Raw genomic sequence first — 19651 nt, 5'->3', positions numbered from 1 at the left:
CTTTTATTTACAAAGCAAATCATAACATAACAAAGTTAAGAAAAAGTAAAAAAAGCACCTTCCCTTAAGAAGGTGCTTTCGTCCTTTGTCAAAAATTATCCAACAGATTGTCCATCATGGGATTTAAGGGTTGCGGCGGCAATACATCAATTTCTCCTTCCGCAATGGTACGCGCATCGCCGGTGACCAACACTTGTAAAGTAATGTTCCGGTCCGCGGGATTCTTGTCCTTCACCGTCAGTGAAAAAGAAATTTCATTTTCCGGATGAAAGGTTTCAGGAAAAGACAAACGCATCTCTTTCACAACGCTTCCGGGTCCCGGCAGCTCTGAAGAAATCAATGCTGAAATCCAACTGACAATGAGTCCGGACGGAACGATCACCTGGCGGTATCTTGTCTGAGCAGCGTAGCTTTCTTTCAGGTAAATGGGATTGCAGTCGTCTGCCGCTCCCAAATAAGCAAAAATATCGCGCAAAATCACCTTTTTCTTGACTTGAATCCCGTCGCCCACTTGAATTTCGTTCCAACCTTTTCCTGTGGTCACTAATTTTCCAAAGTCCAAGCGAACCCCTCCCTATGTATCCGCTTTCATTTTAGCATACTTGAATGAAAATTCATAGAAAAGCAAAAAGACTTAAAAGGCCTTTTTATGCCGGCGGGCAGCTTGATCAATCCGGTTTATGCCTAGTTTTCCCTTCCGCATCGTTTTTTCATGCATCCCACCGCCGTTTTTTGGTAAAGAAAATGCCCGGAGCATCGTCCGACTCCGGGCAAAGGCGCTTGTTATTGCTGTAAAACTTTCATCACGCTTTTCACAGATTCCGCCGATTTGTCCAGGGCTTTCTTTTCCTCTTCCGTCAAATCGAGGACGATCACTTTTTCCAAACCGCTTCCGCCCAAAATGGTCGGCACCCCGAGATACAAATCGTTGTATCCGTATTCGCCCTCCAGATAAGCAACCGCCGGCAAAATGCGTTTTTTGTCTTTCAAAATCGCTTCGGCCATTTGAACCAGCGAAGCGGCCGGCGCATAATATGCGCTTCCGTTCCCCAACAAGTTGACGATCTCTCCGCCGCCTTTGCGTGTCCGTTCCACAATGGCATCCAGACGGTCTTGGGGAATCAGTTTCTCCAACGGGATGCCGCCTGCATAGGAGTAACGCACCAAAGGCACCATGTCATCCCCGTGGCCTCCCAAAACAAATCCGCTGACGTCTTCCACAGACACGTTCAATTCCTGGGCAACAAAAGTGCGGAAACGTGCCGTATCCAACACGCCGGATTGGCCGATCACACGGTGTTTCGGGAAACCGGAGGTACGGTAAACCTCATAGGTCATGGCATCAACCGGGTTCGTCAACACAATGATGATGCAATCCGGGGAATATTTAACCACTTGTTCCGTCACGGAACGGACGACTCCGGCGTTAATGTTGACCAGGTCATCCCGGCTCATTCCCGGTTTGCGCGCCACTCCGGCCGTGATGATCACCAAGTCGGAATCTTTGGTATCTTCATAGTTGCTGGTTCCGATGATGTTGGCGTCAAATCCTTGGACAGGACTGGCTTCCAACATGTCCAACGCTTTTCCTTTCGTGGGGTTTTCCGCTTTTGGGATATCCACAAGTACAACGTCACCCAATTCTTTTTGTGCAAGCATTAATGCTGTTGTACTGCCGGTAAATCCCGCACCGATGACAGAAATTTTTCTGCGTCGAATGGCCATTTGGCATCCTCCTCAAATATTACAAGTTTTGAATCAGGTGGTCTGCAAACTCTGAACATTTGACTTCTGTTGCTCCATCCATTAAGCGGGCAAAGTCATACGTAACGGTTTTGTTGCTGATGGTTTTGCTCATGGATTGGTAAATGAGGTCCGCCGCTTCTTGCCATCCCAGATGTTCCAGCATCAAGACGCCGGACAAGATCACCGAACCCGGGTTTACTTTATCCATTCCGGCATATTTGGGAGCCGTGCCGTGTGTCGCTTCGAAAATGGCGTGACCGGTTTTGTAGTTGATGTTGGCTCCCGGCGCAATTCCGATTCCGCCAACTTGTGCCGCCAATGCGTCGGAAATGTAATCCCCGTTCAGGTTTAAGGTGGCGATGACATCATATTCGGCAGGACGTGTCAGGATTTGTTGCAAGAAGGCATCTGCAATCACATCTTTTACGATGATTTTTCCTTCTGCTTCGGCTTTGGCTTGCGCTTCGTTGGCAGCTTCCGTTCCTTTTTCTTCTTTGATGCGGTCATATTCGGCCCAGGTGAACACCTGATCTTTGTAATCGCGCTCAGCTACTTCATAACCCCAATTTTTAAAGGCCCCTTCGGTAAACTTCATAATGTTTCCTTTATGTACCAAAGTGACACTTTTCCGTCCATGTTCAATGGCATAATCGATGGCCGCTTTCACCAACCGCTCGGTTCCTTCCGAAGAAACCGGTTTGACCCCGATTCCGGCCGTTTCCGGGAAGCGGATTTTTTTCACGCCCATTTCTTCTTGTAAAAATTGGATGACTTTCTTCACTTCTTCGCTTCCGGCTTCCCACTCGATTCCGGCATAAATATCCTCGGAATTTTCCCGGAAGATGACCATATCCACATCCTGCGGTTTTTTCACGGGAGAAGGAACACCTTCAAAATAACGAACCGGACGCAAGCATACATACAAATCCAATTCTTGCCGCAACGCGACATTCAATGAACGGATGCCGCCACCCACGGGTGTGGTCAACGGGCCTTTAATGGCAACGAGATATTCACGAATGGCTGTCAAGGTGTCTTCCGGCAACCATTCTCCCCATTGGTTGTAAGCTTTTTCGCCGGCATACACTTCATACCAGGCAATTTCTTTTTTCCCTTGATATGCTTTTTCAACAGCGGCATCCAAAACCCGTTTGGCCGCCGCCCAGATATCGGGACCGGTTCCGTCGCCTTCGATGAAAGGAATAATCGGATTGTCGGGGACTTGAAGCTTTCCGTTTTGTACTGTAATGGGTTCACCTTTTGTTGGCGCTTCTAACTGTTTAAACAATGCCATCTTTCACACTCCTTTACAATAATCCGAAAAGGGACAGGAGAAAATGGCCCGTCCTGCCCGAACATCTCACTGAACAGGTGCTGGCAGGCATCGATTCAAAGAAAAGCCGGCTACCCGTCCACCTTCACCATTTTATTTTAACAAAATTCAGTGGATCTTGCGAGGTGGGGGAGTTCTGCCCCATCCCGCCACCGCATCAACGGGATGGGGATGATGCCTGAATGAAAGAGAATTGCCTTTTACCTGTTTTCAACCGGAACATAACGTTGGTTGGTCGGCCCCACATACTCCGCACGGGGACGAATGAGACGGTTGTCCCGATATTGCTCCAAGATGTGAGCGGTCCATCCGGTTACACGGCTCATGGCAAAAATTGGCGTGAAAAGATCCCGCGGAATGCCCAAATAAGTGTAAACCGAAGCGGAATAGAAATCGACATTGGGCTTGAGCCCTTTCTTCTCGGTCACCAGTTTCTCGATGGAGGTGGACATGTCGTACCATTTGGTATCCCCGTGTTGAGCTGACAATTGACGGGACATTTCCCGCAAATGTTTGGCGCGCGGATCCCCGTTTTTGTAGACACGATGACCAAAGCCCATGATTTTTTCTTTCCGGTCCAATTTGTCTTGGATCACCGTTTCGATGCGATCCGGGCTCCCGATTTCTTCCAACATGGCCATGACCCGTTCATTGGCTCCGCCATGCAACGGCCCTTTCAAGGTCCCGACCGCTGTCGTCACCGCCGAATAGATATCGGAAAGCGTTCCCGTGGTCACCCGGGCGGCAAACGTGGAAGCATTCAGCTCATGGTCGGCATGGAGCACAAGCGCTTTATCAAACGCTTTCACAGATACGTCGGAAGGCTCTTCGCCCGTTAACATGTACAGGAAGTTTGCCGCAAAGCTCAATCCTTTTTTGGGAGCAACCGGCTCCAATCCTTGGCGGATTCTGGCAAAGGCTGTAATGATGGTCGGGATTTTTGCCGTTAATTTGATCGCTTTTCTTTGATTTGCTTCCAGACTGTTGTCATCGGCTTCCTCATCATACAGGGCCAATGTGGAAACAGCCGTGCGCAACACTCCCATGGGGTGTACATCTTTCGGATACGCTTTCAATTGTTCATAAATGACATCCGGGATTTCCGCATAATCCTCAAAATTTTTCTTTAACTCGTCCAATTCCGACCGGGTCGGAAGATGGCCTTTCCACAATAAGAAAGCCACTTCTTCAAACGTTGCATTATCGGCCAGGTCATCAATGTTATATCCACGGTATGTTAAAACCCCATCAATAATCGAACTGATCTCGGAAGAACACGCCACGATACCTTCAAGACCTTTTGCAACCGTCATATGATCGCTCCTTTACTCAAAGATCTATGCCATGTGGGACACTACCTTTATTGAAAACGGTTAAAATTTTTTAATGAATGAACCATCATTCTCTTTACTAATTATAAAACATCTTTTTCAATAAAACATCATTTGTTCGTATTTACACAAATTTTGGACTTTTCTATTATCCTTGTTTATCAAATAATAATATTTAGCTAAATCATAATAAATATTATTATTTAAATTTATACATTTTGTAATTTTGGTAGTGCCCGGCTTTTTATATCGATTTTCATTTTATCATAAATTGAACAAATTATCACATCAGTTATTCACCATTGTTTATAATTGAACAAATTCAACGAATATTTTGCTTTGATTTTCTCCATGGATTATCTTTTTCCATGGTATAATAAAACCGCAAAGAACGTTGTAACTGGGAGGTCCGCGTCAGATGGTTTATCCTAAGTGGATGGGAATCATTCTCCGGTCCCTTCTGGTGATCGGCGCACTGCTGGGTACATATTTATTGGTTTCATTCACCATGCCGCTGGTGTATCCCTTTGTGATCGGCTGGTTGATCGCCATGCTTATCGAGCCGATGGTCCGCTGGCTGAACAAAAAGGCCAAAATCCCCCGTTGGGCAGGAGTGACATTGATCCTGTTATTGCTTCTGAGCTTGTTGTTGACGCTGATTATTTTTTTGGTAGCCGAAATCGTGGTTGAATTAACGAAACTGGCGGACTTCCTGCCGGTGATTTTCGATAAGGTCGGCCAAACTTTTGTTCAGACATTCACGAAAGAAAACACTGATGTTCGCCGGATCATTGATACAGTGCAAACGTACCTGGAAAAAAATCCCGAACATGAACAACGCATCTCCCAAAGCATCCAGGAAAATATCGGGGTGATTGCCGATAAAGGAAGCGAATTCATCACCGGAATCCTTGTGGCCATCGGACAGTTTATCAGCAATCTGCCTTATTTAATCACGGTCCTTGTCTTTATCACGCTCGCCGCACTGTTTATCGGTTGGGACTGGCCGCGCTTACGAAAAAAAATATTATGGGTGATCCCCGTTGACATACAAAAAACAATCCGTACCATTTTAACGGATTTAAAAAAAGCGTTACTCGGATTTGTCCGTGCACAACTTGCACTGGTCACCATCACTGCCGTGATCATGTTGATCGGGCTCACGATATTAAAAGTTCCGTATGCCTTTACCATCGCATTTATCATCGGGCTGGTGGACTTACTGCCTTATCTGGGTGTCGGCGCCGTTTTGGTTCCCTGGATCATTTATTTGTTTTTGACCGGAAACCTTCAATGGGCGATCGGTCTTTCCATCACTTACGGAATCATTATCACCGTCCGTCAATTCCTTGAACCCAAATTGGTGGCAAGCAGCATCGGCATTGATCCGCTGCTCACCCTGATCTCGTTGTTTGTCGGCTTAAAGCTGTTTGGCATGATCGGGCTGATCCTGGGACCGGTTACGGTGGTGATTTTAATGGCTCTTCACCGGGCTCGTGTCTTCCAAGATGTCTGGAAATACATCCTCGGTCATCAACCGCCGGTTCTCCGGCAGAAAAAGGATTGACAGAAAAAACCCCATCCCCAAGCAAACAAGGAGTCCGAATCGGACTCCTTTTCAATATCTCCGGTACCATATGATTTCCCCGCGTTCGATTTTCTTCTTCAACCATCGGATGATCCAATGCTTGACAATCGCACGGGTATAAGGAAAGACCAAAAGAAAACCGGCCGCATCCGTAAAAAATCCGGGCGTGATGAGCAAAATGCCTCCGCTCAAAATACAAGCCCCGTCAAGCAAAGCTTCGCCGGGCAATTCCCCGTTTTGCATTTGGATCATGGCCAACCGGTACGTATTCCAACCTTCCCGTCTGGCAAAATAGGCTCCCAGCACTGCGCTCAAAAAAACGAGCATGATGGTCGGCAGGGCCCCGATCCATCCTCCGATTTCAATGAACAGCCAGATTTCCAATGCCGGGATGACGATGATCGCACCGAGAAGAAACAAAAACAGATTTCTCATTTTCCTTCCTCCGTGAAACGGATGAACCAATCATAAAGCTCCGGAACCGCTTTCTTCAAATTCACCCGCTTCATGTTCCGGTCCACCCATAAATGAGAGGATTCCCCTTTTGCCAGACATTGGCCGGTCTCATGGTTTACCACTTCATAAGAAAAAATGATTTTCCACTTGTTCCAGTCTTTGATGCTTGTCCGCACAACCACCAAATCATCATATTTGGCAGAATACAGATATTTGCAGTGAATATCCACAACCGGCAGCAAAATGCCTTTCTCTTCCAATTTTTTATATGAAAATCCGTGTTCCCTCATGAATTCGGTACGCCCCGACTCAAACCAAACCAGATAATTGGCATGATAGACCACGCCCATTTGGTCCGTTTCCTGATAACGGACACGCAGCTTCGTTTCGGCCGTCTTTTTCATCATACGGATTCCCCCTTCGAATTGCACCGGTGACTTTTGACATATTGTTTTATTTGTCAACCTTTTTTTATAATAGCCTTAGCATAAATCAAACGGGAGCTTTCTTTACACATATTTTAAATCTTCCTCTCACATAATGTGAGTAACCACCCTCTTCATCCAACTCATATACAAACAAGGAGGGAAATCAATGAGCCGCAAAAAGAAGAAAAAGTTGCGCAGGAAACTTCGCTGGTGGGTCTTTCCGCGTTTGGGTCTGGTTCCATTTTCATTTTAATCATAACCGTCTTAAAGAAAAAGCGCTGGCTGATCCAGCGCTTTTTCTACAGAACGTTTGCCCTTCCTGAGTAAATTTGTCCGTGTTCCCCATCGACAGTCACTTCACTTTCGTTTGCCAACAGTTTCACGGCGTCTTTCACTCCCACAACCACCGGAATGCCCAAGCTGACACCAACCACCGCAGCATGCGAAGTCAAACCGCCTTCTTCGGTAATGACAGCCGAAGCCTTTTCAAATGCTTCCATCATGTCTTTATCCGTGCTGTGTGTCACAATGACGCCGCCTTTGACCATCTTGCGATTCAACTCATCCGCATTTCTTGCCACGACCACCGGACCGGTCACGACTCGTTTGCCGATTCCCTGTCCTTGAGCCAACACGCCGCCAATCACATGCACTTTCATCAAATTGGTGGTTCCTGATTTTCCGACTGGCACCCCGGCCGTAATGACGACCAGATCCCCTTGTTTCACGTATTGGTTTTCCAATGCCGTGGAAATGGCATAAGTAAACATTTCATCCGTTGTTTCCGCATTGATTCCCTTGATGGGATAAACTCCCCACACCAGCGATAATCTTCGCAAGGTCGATTCATTGGGCGTCACGGCAATCACGGGTGTTTTCGGGCGGTATTTGGACACCATGCGTGCGGTATATCCGGTTTCGGTCGGGGTCACGATCGCCGAACATTCCAATTTGTAAGAGGTATGCACCACGGCCTGGCTGATGGACTCGGTAATCGTGTGGCTGATCTCTCTGATTTTTTGTTGAAAACGTTCTTGATACCGAAGCGATGATTCCGTGCGAACGGCAATGCGTGCCATGGTACTGACGGATTCAACCGGATATTTCCCGGCTGCCGTTTCCCCGGACAACATGATGGCATCGGTTCCGTCCAAAATCGCATTGGCCACGTCGCTGGCTTCCGCCCGGGTGGGCCTTGGATTGCGTTGCATGGAATCCAGCATTTGCGTCGCCGTGATCACCGGTTTGCCCAGATGGTTGCATTTTTTGATCATTTCTTTTTGGACAATCGGCACTTCTTCAACGGGAATCTCCACTCCCAAATCGCCACGGGCCACCATCAAACCGTCACTGACATCCAAGATGCTGTCCAGGTTGTCAATTCCTTCCTGGTTTTCAATTTTGGAGATAATCGGGATATTGGCTTGGTGCTCCTCCAAAATTTCCCGGATTTCCAAAACATCCTGGGGCTTTCTCACAAAAGAGGCCGCAATAAAATCGACTCCCTGTTCAATTCCGAAAAGAATATCTTTGGCATCTTTCTCCGTGATGCCCGGAAGGTTTATTTTGACTCCCGGGATATTCACCCCTTTGCGGCTTTTTAAAACACCGCCATTGTCAATGATGCATTCGATCTCGGAGCCATGAACCCGTTCCACGGTTAATCCGATCAAACCGTCATCAATCAAAATCGTGGCGCCCGGTTGGACATCCTGCGGCAACCCTTGGTAGGAGACGGAAATCCGTTTTTCATTCCCCAATACCTGTTCGGTTGTTAGTGTGACCTTGTTTCCGGCAACCAATTCAATCTCCGGCTTTTCCAAATCACCGGTGCGGATTTCCGGGCCTTTGGTATCCAGCAAAATCGCAATATTTTTTCCTTCTTCTTTCGCCGCTTGCCGGATATTTTCAATCCGCTGTTTATGTTCTTCATGAGAGCCGTGGGAAAAATTCAAGCGGGCCACATCCATGCCGCTTTGAATCAGCTTTTTTAGCACCGGGATCTTTTCACTCGCCGGACCAATCGTACAGACAATCTTTGTTTTACGAAGCATCCTGCTACTCATCTCCTCATGTTAAATCGATAATATCTTTGCCAAGTCATATAATCCCATATCGGGTTGATGCTTCATGGAAAAAGCCTCATCAAAGTCAATTCCGACCAATTTATTATTTTGAATCGCCACCATTTTATCCTTTTCTCCTGCACGCAAAAGATCGACCGCTTTAGCTCCCATCCGGCTGGCTAAAACACGGTCGAAAGCAGTAGGAGATCCTCCGCGCTGCACATGTCCCAACACGGTCACTCTTGTCTCAACGCTGAGTTTTTCTTTGATTTTCTCTGCAAATTCGACGCCGCTGCCCACACCCTCAGCAACAATGATGATGCTGTGTTTCTTCCCGCTTTCCGCTGCTTGTTTCAACCGGTTAACCACATCATCCAGATCATACGGCGATTCCGGAATCAAGATGGATTCGGCCCCGTCGGCCAATCCGGACCAGAGGGCAATGTCCCCCGCATTTCTTCCCATCACTTCGATTACATAAGTGCGCTCATGGGAAGTGGCGGTATCCCGAATCTTGTCAATGCAGTCGATGACGGTGTTGACTGCTGTGTCAAACCCGATCGTGAAATCCGTACCCGGAATGTCATTATCAATGGTTCCGGGAACCCCCACAGCAGGGAAACCCAATGCCGTCAATTTTTGGGCTCCCCGGAAACTGCCGTCTCCGCCAATGACCACCAATCCGTCGATTTCATGCTTTCTCAATTGCTCGACCGCTTTTTTCCGGCCTTCCTCTGTTTGAAACTCTTTGCAACGAGCACTATATAAAATGGTACCGCCGCGATGAATGATATCCCCGACCGATCTTAAACTCAACGGGCGGATATCCCCGTTGATCAAACCAGAATAACCGCGGATCACTCCATACACTTCCAGGCCATGATAATGTCCGCTGCGCACAACGGCACGAATGGCGGCGTTCATGCCCGGAGCATCACCACCGCTTGTAAGTACAGCTATACGCTTCATTGTTCAAATCACCTCATCAGATTCAGTATATCCCAGCCCTCAGGGACAAAAAACGTCCAACCGGGACAAAAAGAGAAACCGTCAAAACGGCTTCTACTTTGTGACCATTGAAGTAAATTCTCCGATCTTGGAAAATTTTTGATACCGATCCTCAATCAGTTCGTCTCCTGAGAGCAAAAGCAAAGATGACAGATGTTTGTTTATTGCTTGTTTAATATATTTTGATTGTAACATGGGATCTTGGTGAGCTCCACCTTTTGGTTCTGAAATAATTTCGTCAATGACTCCTAATTTTTTCAAATCTGCTGAGGTTATCTTCAAAGCTTCGGCTGCTTCCTGGGCTTTTGCCGCATCCCGCCACAAAATGGCTGCGGCCCCTTCCGGCGAAATCACCGAATAATAAGCATGCTCCAGCATCAACAAGCGGTTGCCGACACCGATGCCGAGTGCGCCTCCGCTTCCCCCTTCACCGGTGGTGACACAGATGATCGGGACCGAAAAACCGGCCATTTCCCGCAAATTCCTGGCGATCGCTTCACTCTGTCCCCGTTCTTCCGCTTCAATTCCCGGATGGGCCCCTTGTGTATCAATGAAGCAAATGATCGGTCGGCCGAACTTGTCGGCTTGTTGCATCAAACGAAGCGCTTTTCGGTACCCTTCCGGATGGGGAAGGCCGAAATTGCGGGCAATTTTATCTTTCGTGTCCGTGCCCCGTTCATGTCCGATCACCGTCACCGGACGCCCGTCCAACTTGGCAATGCCTCCGACAATCGCCGGATCATCCCCGTAGAGCCGGTCCCCATGCAATTCCATAAAATCAGTAAAAATGGTCCGGATGTAATGCAGGGTCGTCGGACGGTTCGCATGCCGGGCAATCTGGATCTTTTGCCAGGTTGTCAAATTCCCGTATATCTCATTTTCCAAACGGGCGGCTCTGTCTTCCAGCTTTGCGATTTCATCCGACAGATCGAGATTTTTTTCCTGCGAAAAATTCTCAAGTTCCTCAATTCTTTTTCTTAATTCAATCAGTGGTTTTTCAAATGGCAATGCATTTTTCATCAAGCTTCCCTCCTATCGGCGTGAAAATCCAAAATCCGTATCAGGGTTTCACGCATATCTGAACGGGGAACCACTTGATCCAACTGGCCGTGTTTCAACAAAAACTCCGCTGTCTGAAAATCATCCGGCAATTTTTGGCGAACCGTTTGCTCGATGACCCGGCGTCCTGCAAAGCCGATCAAAGCCCCCGGTTCCGCGATGTTGATATCCCCGAGGGAGGCAAAGCTCGCAGAGACTCCGCCCGTGGTCGGATGGGTCAAGACAGAAACAAACAATACACGATTCCGGTGCAATTTTTCCAGAGCCGCACTGGTCTTGGCCATTTGCATCAAGGATAAAATCCCTTCCTGCATCCGTGCCCCTCCGGAAGCACAAAACAGAATAAACGGGTACTTTTTCAGAACCGCTTTTTCCGCCGCACGGGCAATTTTTTCCCCGACGACCGACCCCATGCTCCCCATGCGAAAACGGGAGTCCATCACACCCAACACAACCGGATAGCCTCCCATGTTACCTTCACCGGTTATAATCGCTTCATTCAGATTGCTTTTTTCCATATCTTTTTTCAGTTTCCCCTGATAACCCGGAAATTCCAAAGGGTCGGCTGACCGCAAATCCGCGTCATATTCGATAAAACATCCGCTATCCACCAATGACTCAATGCGCTCCCATGCGGTCATGGGAAAATGATAACCGCACGCCTTGCACACTTTCAGGTTTTTTTCCAGCTCTTTTGTAATCAAGATTGTCCGGCATTTCGGGCATTTTTGCATAATCCCTTCGGGAATCTCTTTTTTGACCTGTTCTGAAGGAATGGTTGCGTACTTTTTCTGTTTCCTGAATAAATCTCGTAACACGTTAACACCTTCTCTGAAAGTCTTCTTTTCAATCTGTCAAGTCCAATTCCATTCCACTTGTCGATTCATGATGACTGATTCCGGTCCGAATCGATCGCCAGGCGGCAAAGAGCCGTTCCAAGCAAGAGATGGCGGACCACTCCCGTTTCTCCTTGATTGCATCCACAATTTCCTCGTAGCACGCGATCATCTTCCGGTAAATCTTCTCCTCATCGTCCTTCTCTTTGCTGATCGCCTTTTCAAAACAAACAACGGGATGCCAAACACGGGTTAACAGATAGTTGTCTGTTAACTTGATCAAATAAGCATGAAAATCCATCATCACTTTTTTTGGATTTTGATGATCATAAACCAGCCTTTTCATTTTCTCCACCAGATACTCCAAATGAGCCGTCTGCTCTTTTGTCACCGGGTGTTTTTGAATGAGACGAACCGCTCCGATCTCCAGGATCATCCGCATTTCCATGACGTCTTTCTTGGCATTTTCGTTTTTTAAAATGAATCCTGCCAACAGATCGACAAATTGATGGGCATAGACAGGCTCCAGGAAAGTTCCTTCCCCTCTCCGGGTACTGATCAATCCCAACAGTTCGAGTGAGCGCAAAACCTCCCGAACCGACGATCGTCCGGCATTTAACCGCTCGGACAATTCTCTCTCGGAAGGGAGGCGGTCACCCGGCCTGAGCCCGTCTTCTTCTATCAGTTTGTGTATTCCTTTAAAAATTGCTTCAAATTTACTGGATCCACTCATCGTTTTCATCCATCACGCCTTATTTCTGTCACGGTACATATACTTTGGTCCATTGGATTGTTTTTTGGCGAATTTCCTCCGGATCGACTTGAATTCGCGCCTCACCGGTTTCCATCGCCGCTTTGGCAACTTCCATGGCCACTTTCGGGGCCACCCGCGGATCAAAAGGAGCGGGAATCACATAATCCGGACTCAACTCATGTTCCTCAATCAGACTTGCGATGCCATGCGTAGCGGCAATCTTCATTTCCTCGTTGATCGCTTTGGCCCTCACATCCAAGGCTCCCCGGAAAATCCCCGGAAAGGCCAAAACATTGTTCACCTGATTGGGGAAATCGGACCGTCCCGTTCCCACCACTTTCGCCCCGGCTTGTTTCGCTTCTTCCGGCATGATTTCCGGAACGGGATTGGCCATGGCAAAAATAATCGGGTCTTTGTTCATGGATCGAACCATTTCCGGCGTCACCGCACCGGCTACCGAAACACCGATAAACACATCGGCGCCTTTCATCACATCGGCCAATTCCCCGCGCAGCATCCGGTGGTTGGTCATTTCAGCCACTTTTTCCTTCACGGGATTCATCCCGTAGGGACGCCCTTTGTAAATGGCACCTTTGCTGTCACACATCACCACATCGCGGACGCCCATATTGAGTAACATTTGAATAATGGCAATACCCGCGGCTCCGGCACCATTGGCGACAACCCGGATTTCTTCCATCTTTTTGCCAACCACTTTCAAAGCGTTGATCAACCCGGCCAAAGTGACAATGGCGGTGCCGTGCTGATCATCGTGAAAGACCGGGATGTCCAGTTCTTTTTTCAACCGCTCTTCAATGATGAAACAATTGGGAGCGGCGATATCCTCCAGGTTGACCCCGCCAAATGTGGGGGACATAAATTTGACCGTCTCTACAATTTTATCGATTTCCGTCGTATCAAGGCAAATCGGAATTGCATCGACACCTGCAAACGATTTGAACAGGACCGCTTTTCCTTCCATCACCGGCAGGGCAGCTCCCGGACCAATATTCCCCAATCCCAACACGGCGGTGCCGTCAGTAACGACAGCAACCAGATTTCCTTTCATCGTATAATCATAAATGACGCCCGGATCCTTGTGAATTTCCCGGCAAGGTTCGGCAACACCCGGTGAGTAAGCCAAACTGAGATCATACGCCGACTCGACAGGAACCTTTGATTGCATCGTGAGCTTTCCGCGCTTTTCCCGATGCAACCGCAATGCTTCTTCGCGCAAATTAGCCAATACCGATTCGCTCCTTTTCTCCGAATAAGTGGTCTGACCACTAATAAGTCACATTATACCAGAACAGCCGGGGAAGTGAAAATGGCTGTTGTTACTTTGTATAACCCCTCACAAAGCCTGTGCTTGTCTCATCGGATGCGCACGGTTATTTTTCTTTATTTTCAGACTTTTATCCATCGTTCCGGATGCTTCCCCCGAAAACCATTATTTTGTCAACAAAACCTCCTCCTTTTGTTGATCCCACCGGATTTCCAGCGTCAACCGATCCGTCTCCTCCACCGGGGAAATGTCTTTCAAAACCGAATTCATGACCGCCTGGCCATTGCCATCCAAAAACGTTTTCTCCTCGCTTAAAACCTTTTGCCCGGATTTCAACTGATAGTGAACCGGCCCCACAAAAGCCGCTTCTCCGCCGATATACCGGATCATCAGTTTTTCTTCGCTGGTGTTTTCGCTTTGATGGTATTCCACCGCCGCTTCCCAGTGTTTCGTTTTTCCGGATAAACGGTCTGTCGCTTCCGGATGGGCACAAGCCGACATCAAAATCAAACCGGCCAAAAGAGAAAGAATGACCGGAAACCGGATGTTTTTCATCTGCACTCCACCTTTCTGAACCATCTTTTCCTATGTATCCAATCAGCTTTTCATCCCGCTGATCATTTTTTATATTTATGTTTTTATACATTTATATAAACAAAATCTATGATCTTCCGCAGGAGAAAAGCCCGCATCCGAGCTTTTCCGGACTTCCTGTCACAACACCAAACCCATTTCTTTTTTGGCTTCTCTATGAAACCAACATTCCCCCTTGGTGATCAATCCCAAAACATATTCCCTCACTTCCCGACGCTGCAAAGTCAAAAAACTCAAATCTTCGCCCATCCACACTTCCCATCCGGGTTCTTCCGCCTGACGGTTCACCCTGATATCCAACCCGTAATTCACATCAAAAAAACGCCAAACTTTTTTTGATGCAAACACACTTTCCAAATAATCATCTATCCCGGATTCAAACCGTTCGTACACAGGCTCCAGTTTTTGCGCAACCAATTTTCCACTCGTGAAAACTTCTTCTTTTTTTATTTCATTTATAAGTGAAACGAAAAAAATCTTTTCTTTTTCGAAATGGATACAGTATCGCTCATGATACACAGGATCCATCAGTTCACGGGTCTCTTGCTGTTTCCACAACCTGCGAATGGCCTTTTTCATCCCCATCCTCCTTGTCAAATATAAAAAAATATTCTAAAAACAATTTGTGAATGATTTCGTCTACTTTTATTATAAACAATCAGGGGAATTTTTCATTAAAGAAAGTAAATAAAAAGAAAAACTTGTGAACAAACATGCAAAAAGAAGTGTCCGCCTCCCGGCAAACACTTCTTTAAAAAGATCAAGGTTGATTTTTCATATATGGATTTGTATCGGGATGTTGATGAGCAATCCGCGCGGATGCCGCCGCCGCCACGCCGGCGACAATATCATCCAAAAACACATGAATCTGTTTCCCGTGGTTATTTAATTTCTCCATGATCCCGACTTTGTTTTTATCCAAATAACCAAAACTGGTCAGACCGATGGTTCCATAGACATTCGTAATACTGAGTGCCAGAATTTCATCAATTCCGTACAGCGGTTCATCCACTTCCATGATGGTTTGAAAAGGCTCGGGCAACTTCTTTTGTTCTGCGAGCATATCCAAGGACACACCCGTGATAATGGCATGTTGCACTTCCCTTTTTTTCAATACGGCTTTCACATTTTCAACGCAGGTTTGAAGTGACAAATCCTTGTTGTACGGTGATTGCAACTGATAAACGATCTCTGCGATTCCTTCGACGGTAACCCCGCGCTTTTTCAGCAACTTCAAGGAATGTTCATAAAACAAAATCTCACCTTCTCTTAGCGGCTTGCCGCCTGTTTGTGCCTTCCGTCTCTCTTTTGACCCGCAGCCCTTCTTCTCCGACAATTTGTTTCAGTTGGTTGACACATGCCTCCGTCAATGCGATCCCGTATTGTTCAACCGGCAACGCACGCACTTTTTTCAACCGCTCATAATAAAGATAAACGGGAATCCGCCCCCGGTTTTGAAGAATGACTGCTTTTAACCGGTTTAATCTTTCCGCTTGTTCCAACTCCGGAGTGATGCGCAGATACAACCCCCGCGGAGTGTCCGATCGGCGTGCTTTCACCGCTTTCAAATCCATCAATGCATCCACAACCACTTGAACCCGGTCATCCGGGTCGGTTTGGACACTTCCTTTGACCAGAACCATCGCTCCGTCTTGCACATCATCCCGGTATCGGGAGAAAGCTTTGGGAAACAAGATCGTTTCCACTTCGCCGTGCCGGTCGGCAAGCGTCATAAAGCCCATGGGTTCCCCTCTTTTGGTTTGAATAACTTTCAATCTGGTGACTTGTCCGGCAATCCAAACCCGGCTTTTGTTCGGCAGGCCCCTTAATTCCTGAATCGTATGGGTGGTGGTTTTTCGGATCTCTTCTTGATAAACGTCCAACGGGTGGCCCGACAAATACAATCCCAAAAGCTCTTTTTCCTTTTCCAATTTTTCTTCCCGTGAGTAAGGGGTCACCCGGCTTTGGGACAGGTGAAATTGAATGTCCTCCCCGTTTGAACCGGAAAAAGCAAAGCTTAACTGGTCTTTGTCGACCAGTTGTTTTTCCAACAACGCCTGTTCCATGACATCGTCGAGAACGGATAAATTTTGCGCCCGATGCCCCGGAAACGAATCCATCGCCCCGCATTCGATCAACGATTCCAAGACGCGCCGGTTGCAGATTCGCAAGTCCACACGCCGGCACAAATCCAACAGATCCTTAAACGGACCATCTTCCCGGGCTTCAATGATATTGCGGATGGCTGCAGTGCCGACATTTTTGACGGCCAACAGCCCGAACCGGATCGCCCGGCCTTCCATCGTAAACGTCAGTTGGCTCTTTTGAATGTCCGGAGGCAGAACCGGCAAATTCATCCTTTTCGCTTCCTCAATATATTCGGCCATTTTGTCATGATTTTCCATCACGGTGGCCAAAAGCGCCGTCATGAATTCAAGCGGATAATTGGCTTTCAAATAAGCCGTTTGATAAGCCAGCACGCCATAGGCCGCCGAATGGCTCCGGTTAAACCCGTAATCGGCAAACCGGACAATCAAATCATAGATTTGTTCTGCTGTCGATTTATCATAGCCTTGTCCGATGCAACCTTTGACAAACGCCTGCCGCTGTTCCAGCAACAAGCTTTTTTCCTTTTTGCTGACCGCCCGGCGCAAGATATCGGCCTGCCCCAGCGAAAAGCCGGCCATTTTGGCGGCGATTTTCATGATTTGCTCCTGATAGACAATAATCCCGTACGTGCTTTCCAGGATCTCTTCAAGATCCGGATGCAGATAATCCACCTTTTCCAACCCGTGTTTGGCGCGGATAAACCGCGGAATCTGTTCCATGGGACCCGGACGGTATAAGGCGAGCACCGCGATCAGGTCCTCAAAATGGGTCGGCTTTAATTCTTTGAGTACTTGCCGCATCCCGAAAGACTCCAACTGGAAAACACCGACGGTCTCACCCCGGGACAACATCCGGTAGGTGGCCGGATCGTCATATTCCATTTGCGAAAAATCCGGTGTCTGTCCGTGGGTTTCTTTGATGAGACGAAGCGCATTTTCAATAATGGTCAAATTGCGAAGCCCCAAAAAATCCACTTTGAGAAGGCCGATCTTCTCCAAGACTTCCATCGGATATTGCGTCAGCGGAATCCCTTCACTTCCTTCCTGTAACGGAACGAAGCGGGTCAGGGGTTCGCTGGAGATGACCACTCCGGCGGCATGAGTGGATACATGCCGCGGCATCCCCTCCACTTTTTCCGCCGCTTTCAACAATTTGCCCATCGCCGGATCCAAGGTTTGCTGTTTTAACCGTGGTTCGGATTGATAGGCCTTCTGCATGGTCATCCCGGGGCTTGCCGGAATCATTTTTGCCAGCCGGTCCACCGACGGATAAGGATAATCCATCACACGCCCCAGATCCCGGACCGCCGCCCTGGGGGCCATGGTTCCGAAGGTGATGATGTGCGCAACGTGATCCTCGCCATATTTTTTGACAACATAACGAATCACTTCATCCCGCCGCTCATAGTTAAAGTCAATATCGATGTCCGGCATGCTGATCCTTTCCGGATTTAAAAACCGTTCAAACAACAGTCCGTACCGGATAGGATCGATCTGGGTGATGTTCAGCAGATAGGCCACAAGGCTTCCGGCAGCCGAACCGCGTCCGGGACCGACAGCAATCCCGTTTTCATGCGCAAAACGGACAAAATCCCAAACCACCAGAAAATAATCGTTCAAATCCATTTGATCAATGGTTTCCAATTCATAGTGAAGTCGGTTGAAAATTTCGTCGGTGATTTTTTCATACCTTTCCTCCGCTCCCTTTAAACATAGTTTTTTCAAGAAATCTTTCGCGCTCATCCCGTCCGGGACAGGGAAGCGGGGGAACCATTTTTGCCCGAGCGGAATCGTCACATGACAACGCTCGGCAATTTCGGCTGTATTCCGGATGGCTTCCGGCACATGCCGAAAGCGCTCCTTCATCTCATCTTTCGACTTTAAATAAAATTGATCCGAACCGAAACGAAACCGATTCTCATCATCCAATTTACTGCCTGTTCCTATACATAATAAACAATCATGAATTTCATGATCATTTTTTTCCACGTAATGGACATCGTTGGTGGCAATGAGTGGAATCTTGAATTCTTCCGCCCACTTGATCAGCACCCGGTTCACCTGCTGTTGTTCCGGCAATGCATGATCCTGCAGTTCCAGATAAAAACAATTTCTCCCAAAAATATCCAAATATTCCCGGATCAAACGCCGGGCTTTTTCATATTGGCCGTTTAAAATCGCCTGCGGAATCTCCCCCTTCAGACAAGAACTGGTTGCGATCAAACCGGCCGCGTGTTTTCGAAGCAAATTCCGGTCGATTCGCGGTTTATGGTGAAATCCCCGCAGATGGGCTTCGGTACATAAGCGGATCAAATTTTGGTATCCTTCATTGGACTCGGCAAGGAGCAGCAAATGGTATGTTTTTTGCTCCTTGAGGGGCGGTTTTTTCGTGTAATCGTCCGTCAAGTACATTTCACAACCAATGATGGGTTTGATTCCTTCTTCCAGACAGGCCCGGTAAAAAGGGATCACACCGTACATCACACCGTGATCACTGATGGCCAATGCCTTCATCCCCAGTTGTTTTGCTTTGGCAACCACCTCTTTGATCCGGACCGCCCCGTCCAACAAACTGTATTCCGTGTGAAGATGCAAGTGGACAAAATCATCCGGTTCCACAGCCATCACCTCCCATCTTTCTCCCATTATATCAAAGAAGGTCGTCCTCATATTTTACAAGAAGCGCTCATAGGGTGAATAGAAGAAACCGAATGGAGGACGGTTAAGCGATGGAACAGGAATTTTGGACCACAGCCATTTTGGATTTTCTGATTGCATTGGGCGTTGTGTTGGGCGGAGTCATGTTGGGAGGACTGGGTGCTTTTGTGGCGGATGATTACCCGATGTACAAAATGTTGCGGTTGTCCGAACAGCTGAAAATCTGGGCCATGGTTGCCGCCATCGGGGGAACGTTTGACACCATCAAAAATTTTGAAATCACCATTTTGGGAGGACAATTGAATTTAGCATTCCAACAATTGATTTTTATCGTCAGTGCTTTTTTGGGCGCCCACACAGGAACCATCCTGGTTCGTTGGTTGATCCAAGGGGAATTTTAA

At 47.6% G+C, this 19651-nt stretch carries 18 protein-coding genes; 2 read left to right on the top strand and 16 right to left on the bottom strand.

Features of this window, described 5'->3' with window-relative positions; translation table 11 throughout:
* Positions 1-88 precede the first annotated feature (88 nt).
* The 4 genes from ATH33_RS00855 to citZ form a co-directional block, all read right to left on the bottom strand.
* Entirely contained in the window at positions 89-562 is a 474-nt protein-coding gene (locus ATH33_RS00855; RefSeq protein ID WP_037993451.1) for an FAS1-like dehydratase domain-containing protein, read from the bottom strand.
* Between the two features lie 221 nt (positions 563-783).
* Positions 784-1725, bottom strand: coding sequence for a malate dehydrogenase (gene mdh, locus ATH33_RS00850; protein ID WP_037993452.1), 942 nt, complete (start codon positions 1723-1725; stop codon positions 784-786).
* Positions 1726-1744: 19 nt separating this feature from the next.
* The gene (gene icd, locus ATH33_RS00845) at positions 1745-3040 is read right to left on the bottom strand and encodes an NADP-dependent isocitrate dehydrogenase (RefSeq protein ID WP_037993454.1); all 1296 of its coding nucleotides are present in this window, start codon (positions 3038-3040) and stop codon (positions 1745-1747) included.
* A 239-nt stretch (positions 3041-3279) separates the two neighbouring features.
* Complete coding sequence (citZ, locus tag ATH33_RS00840; RefSeq protein WP_037997609.1) at positions 3280-4392, bottom strand: citrate synthase; 1113 nt, start codon at positions 4390-4392, stop codon at positions 3280-3282.
* Positions 4393-4828: 436 nt separating this feature from the next.
* Here citZ and ytvI point away from each other — a divergent pair, with 436 nt between their 5' ends.
* Positions 4829-5977, top strand: coding sequence for a sporulation integral membrane protein YtvI (ytvI, locus tag ATH33_RS00835; protein ID WP_037997610.1), 1149 nt, complete (start codon positions 4829-4831; stop codon positions 5975-5977).
* Between the two features lie 51 nt (positions 5978-6028).
* Here the strand turns inward: ytvI and ATH33_RS00830 are convergent, their stop codons facing one another.
* From ATH33_RS00830 to ATH33_RS00775, 12 genes are all read right to left on the bottom strand, one after another.
* Entirely contained in the window at positions 6029-6433 is a 405-nt protein-coding gene (locus ATH33_RS00830; RefSeq protein ID WP_037997612.1) for an FxsA family protein, read from the bottom strand.
* Complete coding sequence (locus tag ATH33_RS00825) at positions 6430-6858, bottom strand: acyl-CoA thioesterase (protein WP_082240772.1); 429 nt, start codon at positions 6856-6858, stop codon at positions 6430-6432. Before ATH33_RS00825 ends, ATH33_RS00830 begins: the two co-directional genes overlap by 4 nt.
* 323 nt (positions 6859-7181) lie before the next feature.
* Positions 7182-8936, bottom strand: coding sequence for a pyruvate kinase (gene pyk, locus ATH33_RS00820; protein ID WP_062842869.1), 1755 nt, complete (start codon positions 8934-8936; stop codon positions 7182-7184).
* Between the two features lie 21 nt (positions 8937-8957).
* Positions 8958-9917, bottom strand: coding sequence for a 6-phosphofructokinase (gene pfkA / locus ATH33_RS00815; RefSeq protein ID WP_121873945.1), 960 nt, complete (start codon positions 9915-9917; stop codon positions 8958-8960).
* A gap of 93 nt (positions 9918-10010) precedes the next feature.
* Positions 10011-10976, bottom strand: coding sequence for an acetyl-CoA carboxylase carboxyltransferase subunit alpha (locus ATH33_RS00810; RefSeq protein WP_037997620.1), 966 nt, complete (start codon positions 10974-10976; stop codon positions 10011-10013).
* Positions 10976-11833 (bottom strand): acetyl-CoA carboxylase, carboxyltransferase subunit beta, encoded by an 858-nt coding sequence (accD, locus tag ATH33_RS00805; RefSeq protein ID WP_037997623.1) that lies wholly within the window; start codon positions 11831-11833, stop codon positions 10976-10978. Before accD ends, ATH33_RS00810 begins: the two co-directional genes overlap by 1 nt.
* A gap of 28 nt (positions 11834-11861) precedes the next feature.
* Positions 11862-12584, bottom strand: coding sequence for a FadR/GntR family transcriptional regulator (locus tag ATH33_RS00800; protein WP_052186870.1), 723 nt, complete (start codon positions 12582-12584; stop codon positions 11862-11864).
* Positions 12585-12612: 28 nt separating this feature from the next.
* On the bottom strand, positions 12613-13851 hold the full coding sequence (ystJ, locus tag ATH33_RS00795; protein ID WP_276319275.1) for an NADP-dependent malic enzyme: 1239 nt from the start codon (positions 13849-13851) through the stop codon (positions 12613-12615).
* 204 nt (positions 13852-14055) lie between these two features.
* Positions 14056-14445, bottom strand: a complete 390-nt coding sequence (locus ATH33_RS00790) for a hypothetical protein (RefSeq protein ID WP_037997629.1) — start codon at positions 14443-14445, stop codon at positions 14056-14058.
* Between the two features lie 159 nt (positions 14446-14604).
* Complete coding sequence (locus ATH33_RS00785) at positions 14605-15063, bottom strand: hypothetical protein (RefSeq protein ID WP_037997631.1); 459 nt, start codon at positions 15061-15063, stop codon at positions 14605-14607.
* Between the two features lie 181 nt (positions 15064-15244).
* The gene (locus tag ATH33_RS00780) at positions 15245-15739 is read right to left on the bottom strand and encodes a phosphatidylglycerophosphatase A family protein (protein ID WP_037997633.1); all 495 of its coding nucleotides are present in this window, start codon (positions 15737-15739) and stop codon (positions 15245-15247) included.
* A 4-nt stretch (positions 15740-15743) separates the two neighbouring features.
* Positions 15744-19217 carry a DNA polymerase III subunit alpha gene (locus ATH33_RS00775; protein ID WP_121874112.1) on the bottom strand — a complete coding sequence of 1158 codons (3474 nt, stop codon included), beginning with the start codon at positions 19215-19217 and terminating at the stop codon, positions 15744-15746.
* Positions 19218-19321: 104 nt separating this feature from the next.
* On the opposite strand from ATH33_RS00775, the gene ATH33_RS00770 reads away from it, so the two are divergent.
* On the top strand, positions 19322-19651 hold the full coding sequence (locus ATH33_RS00770) for a YtrH family sporulation protein (protein ID WP_037997636.1): 330 nt from the start codon (positions 19322-19324) through the stop codon (positions 19649-19651).

Origin of the sequence: Thermoactinomyces vulgaris, from assembly GCF_003688725.1 — a bacterium.
GTDB classification, from domain to species: domain Bacteria; phylum Bacillota; class Bacilli; order Thermoactinomycetales; family Thermoactinomycetaceae; genus Thermoactinomyces; species Thermoactinomyces vulgaris.
The sequence above is the reverse complement of the archived record's forward strand: the minus strand, read 5'-3'. Positions and strand labels throughout refer to the sequence as shown.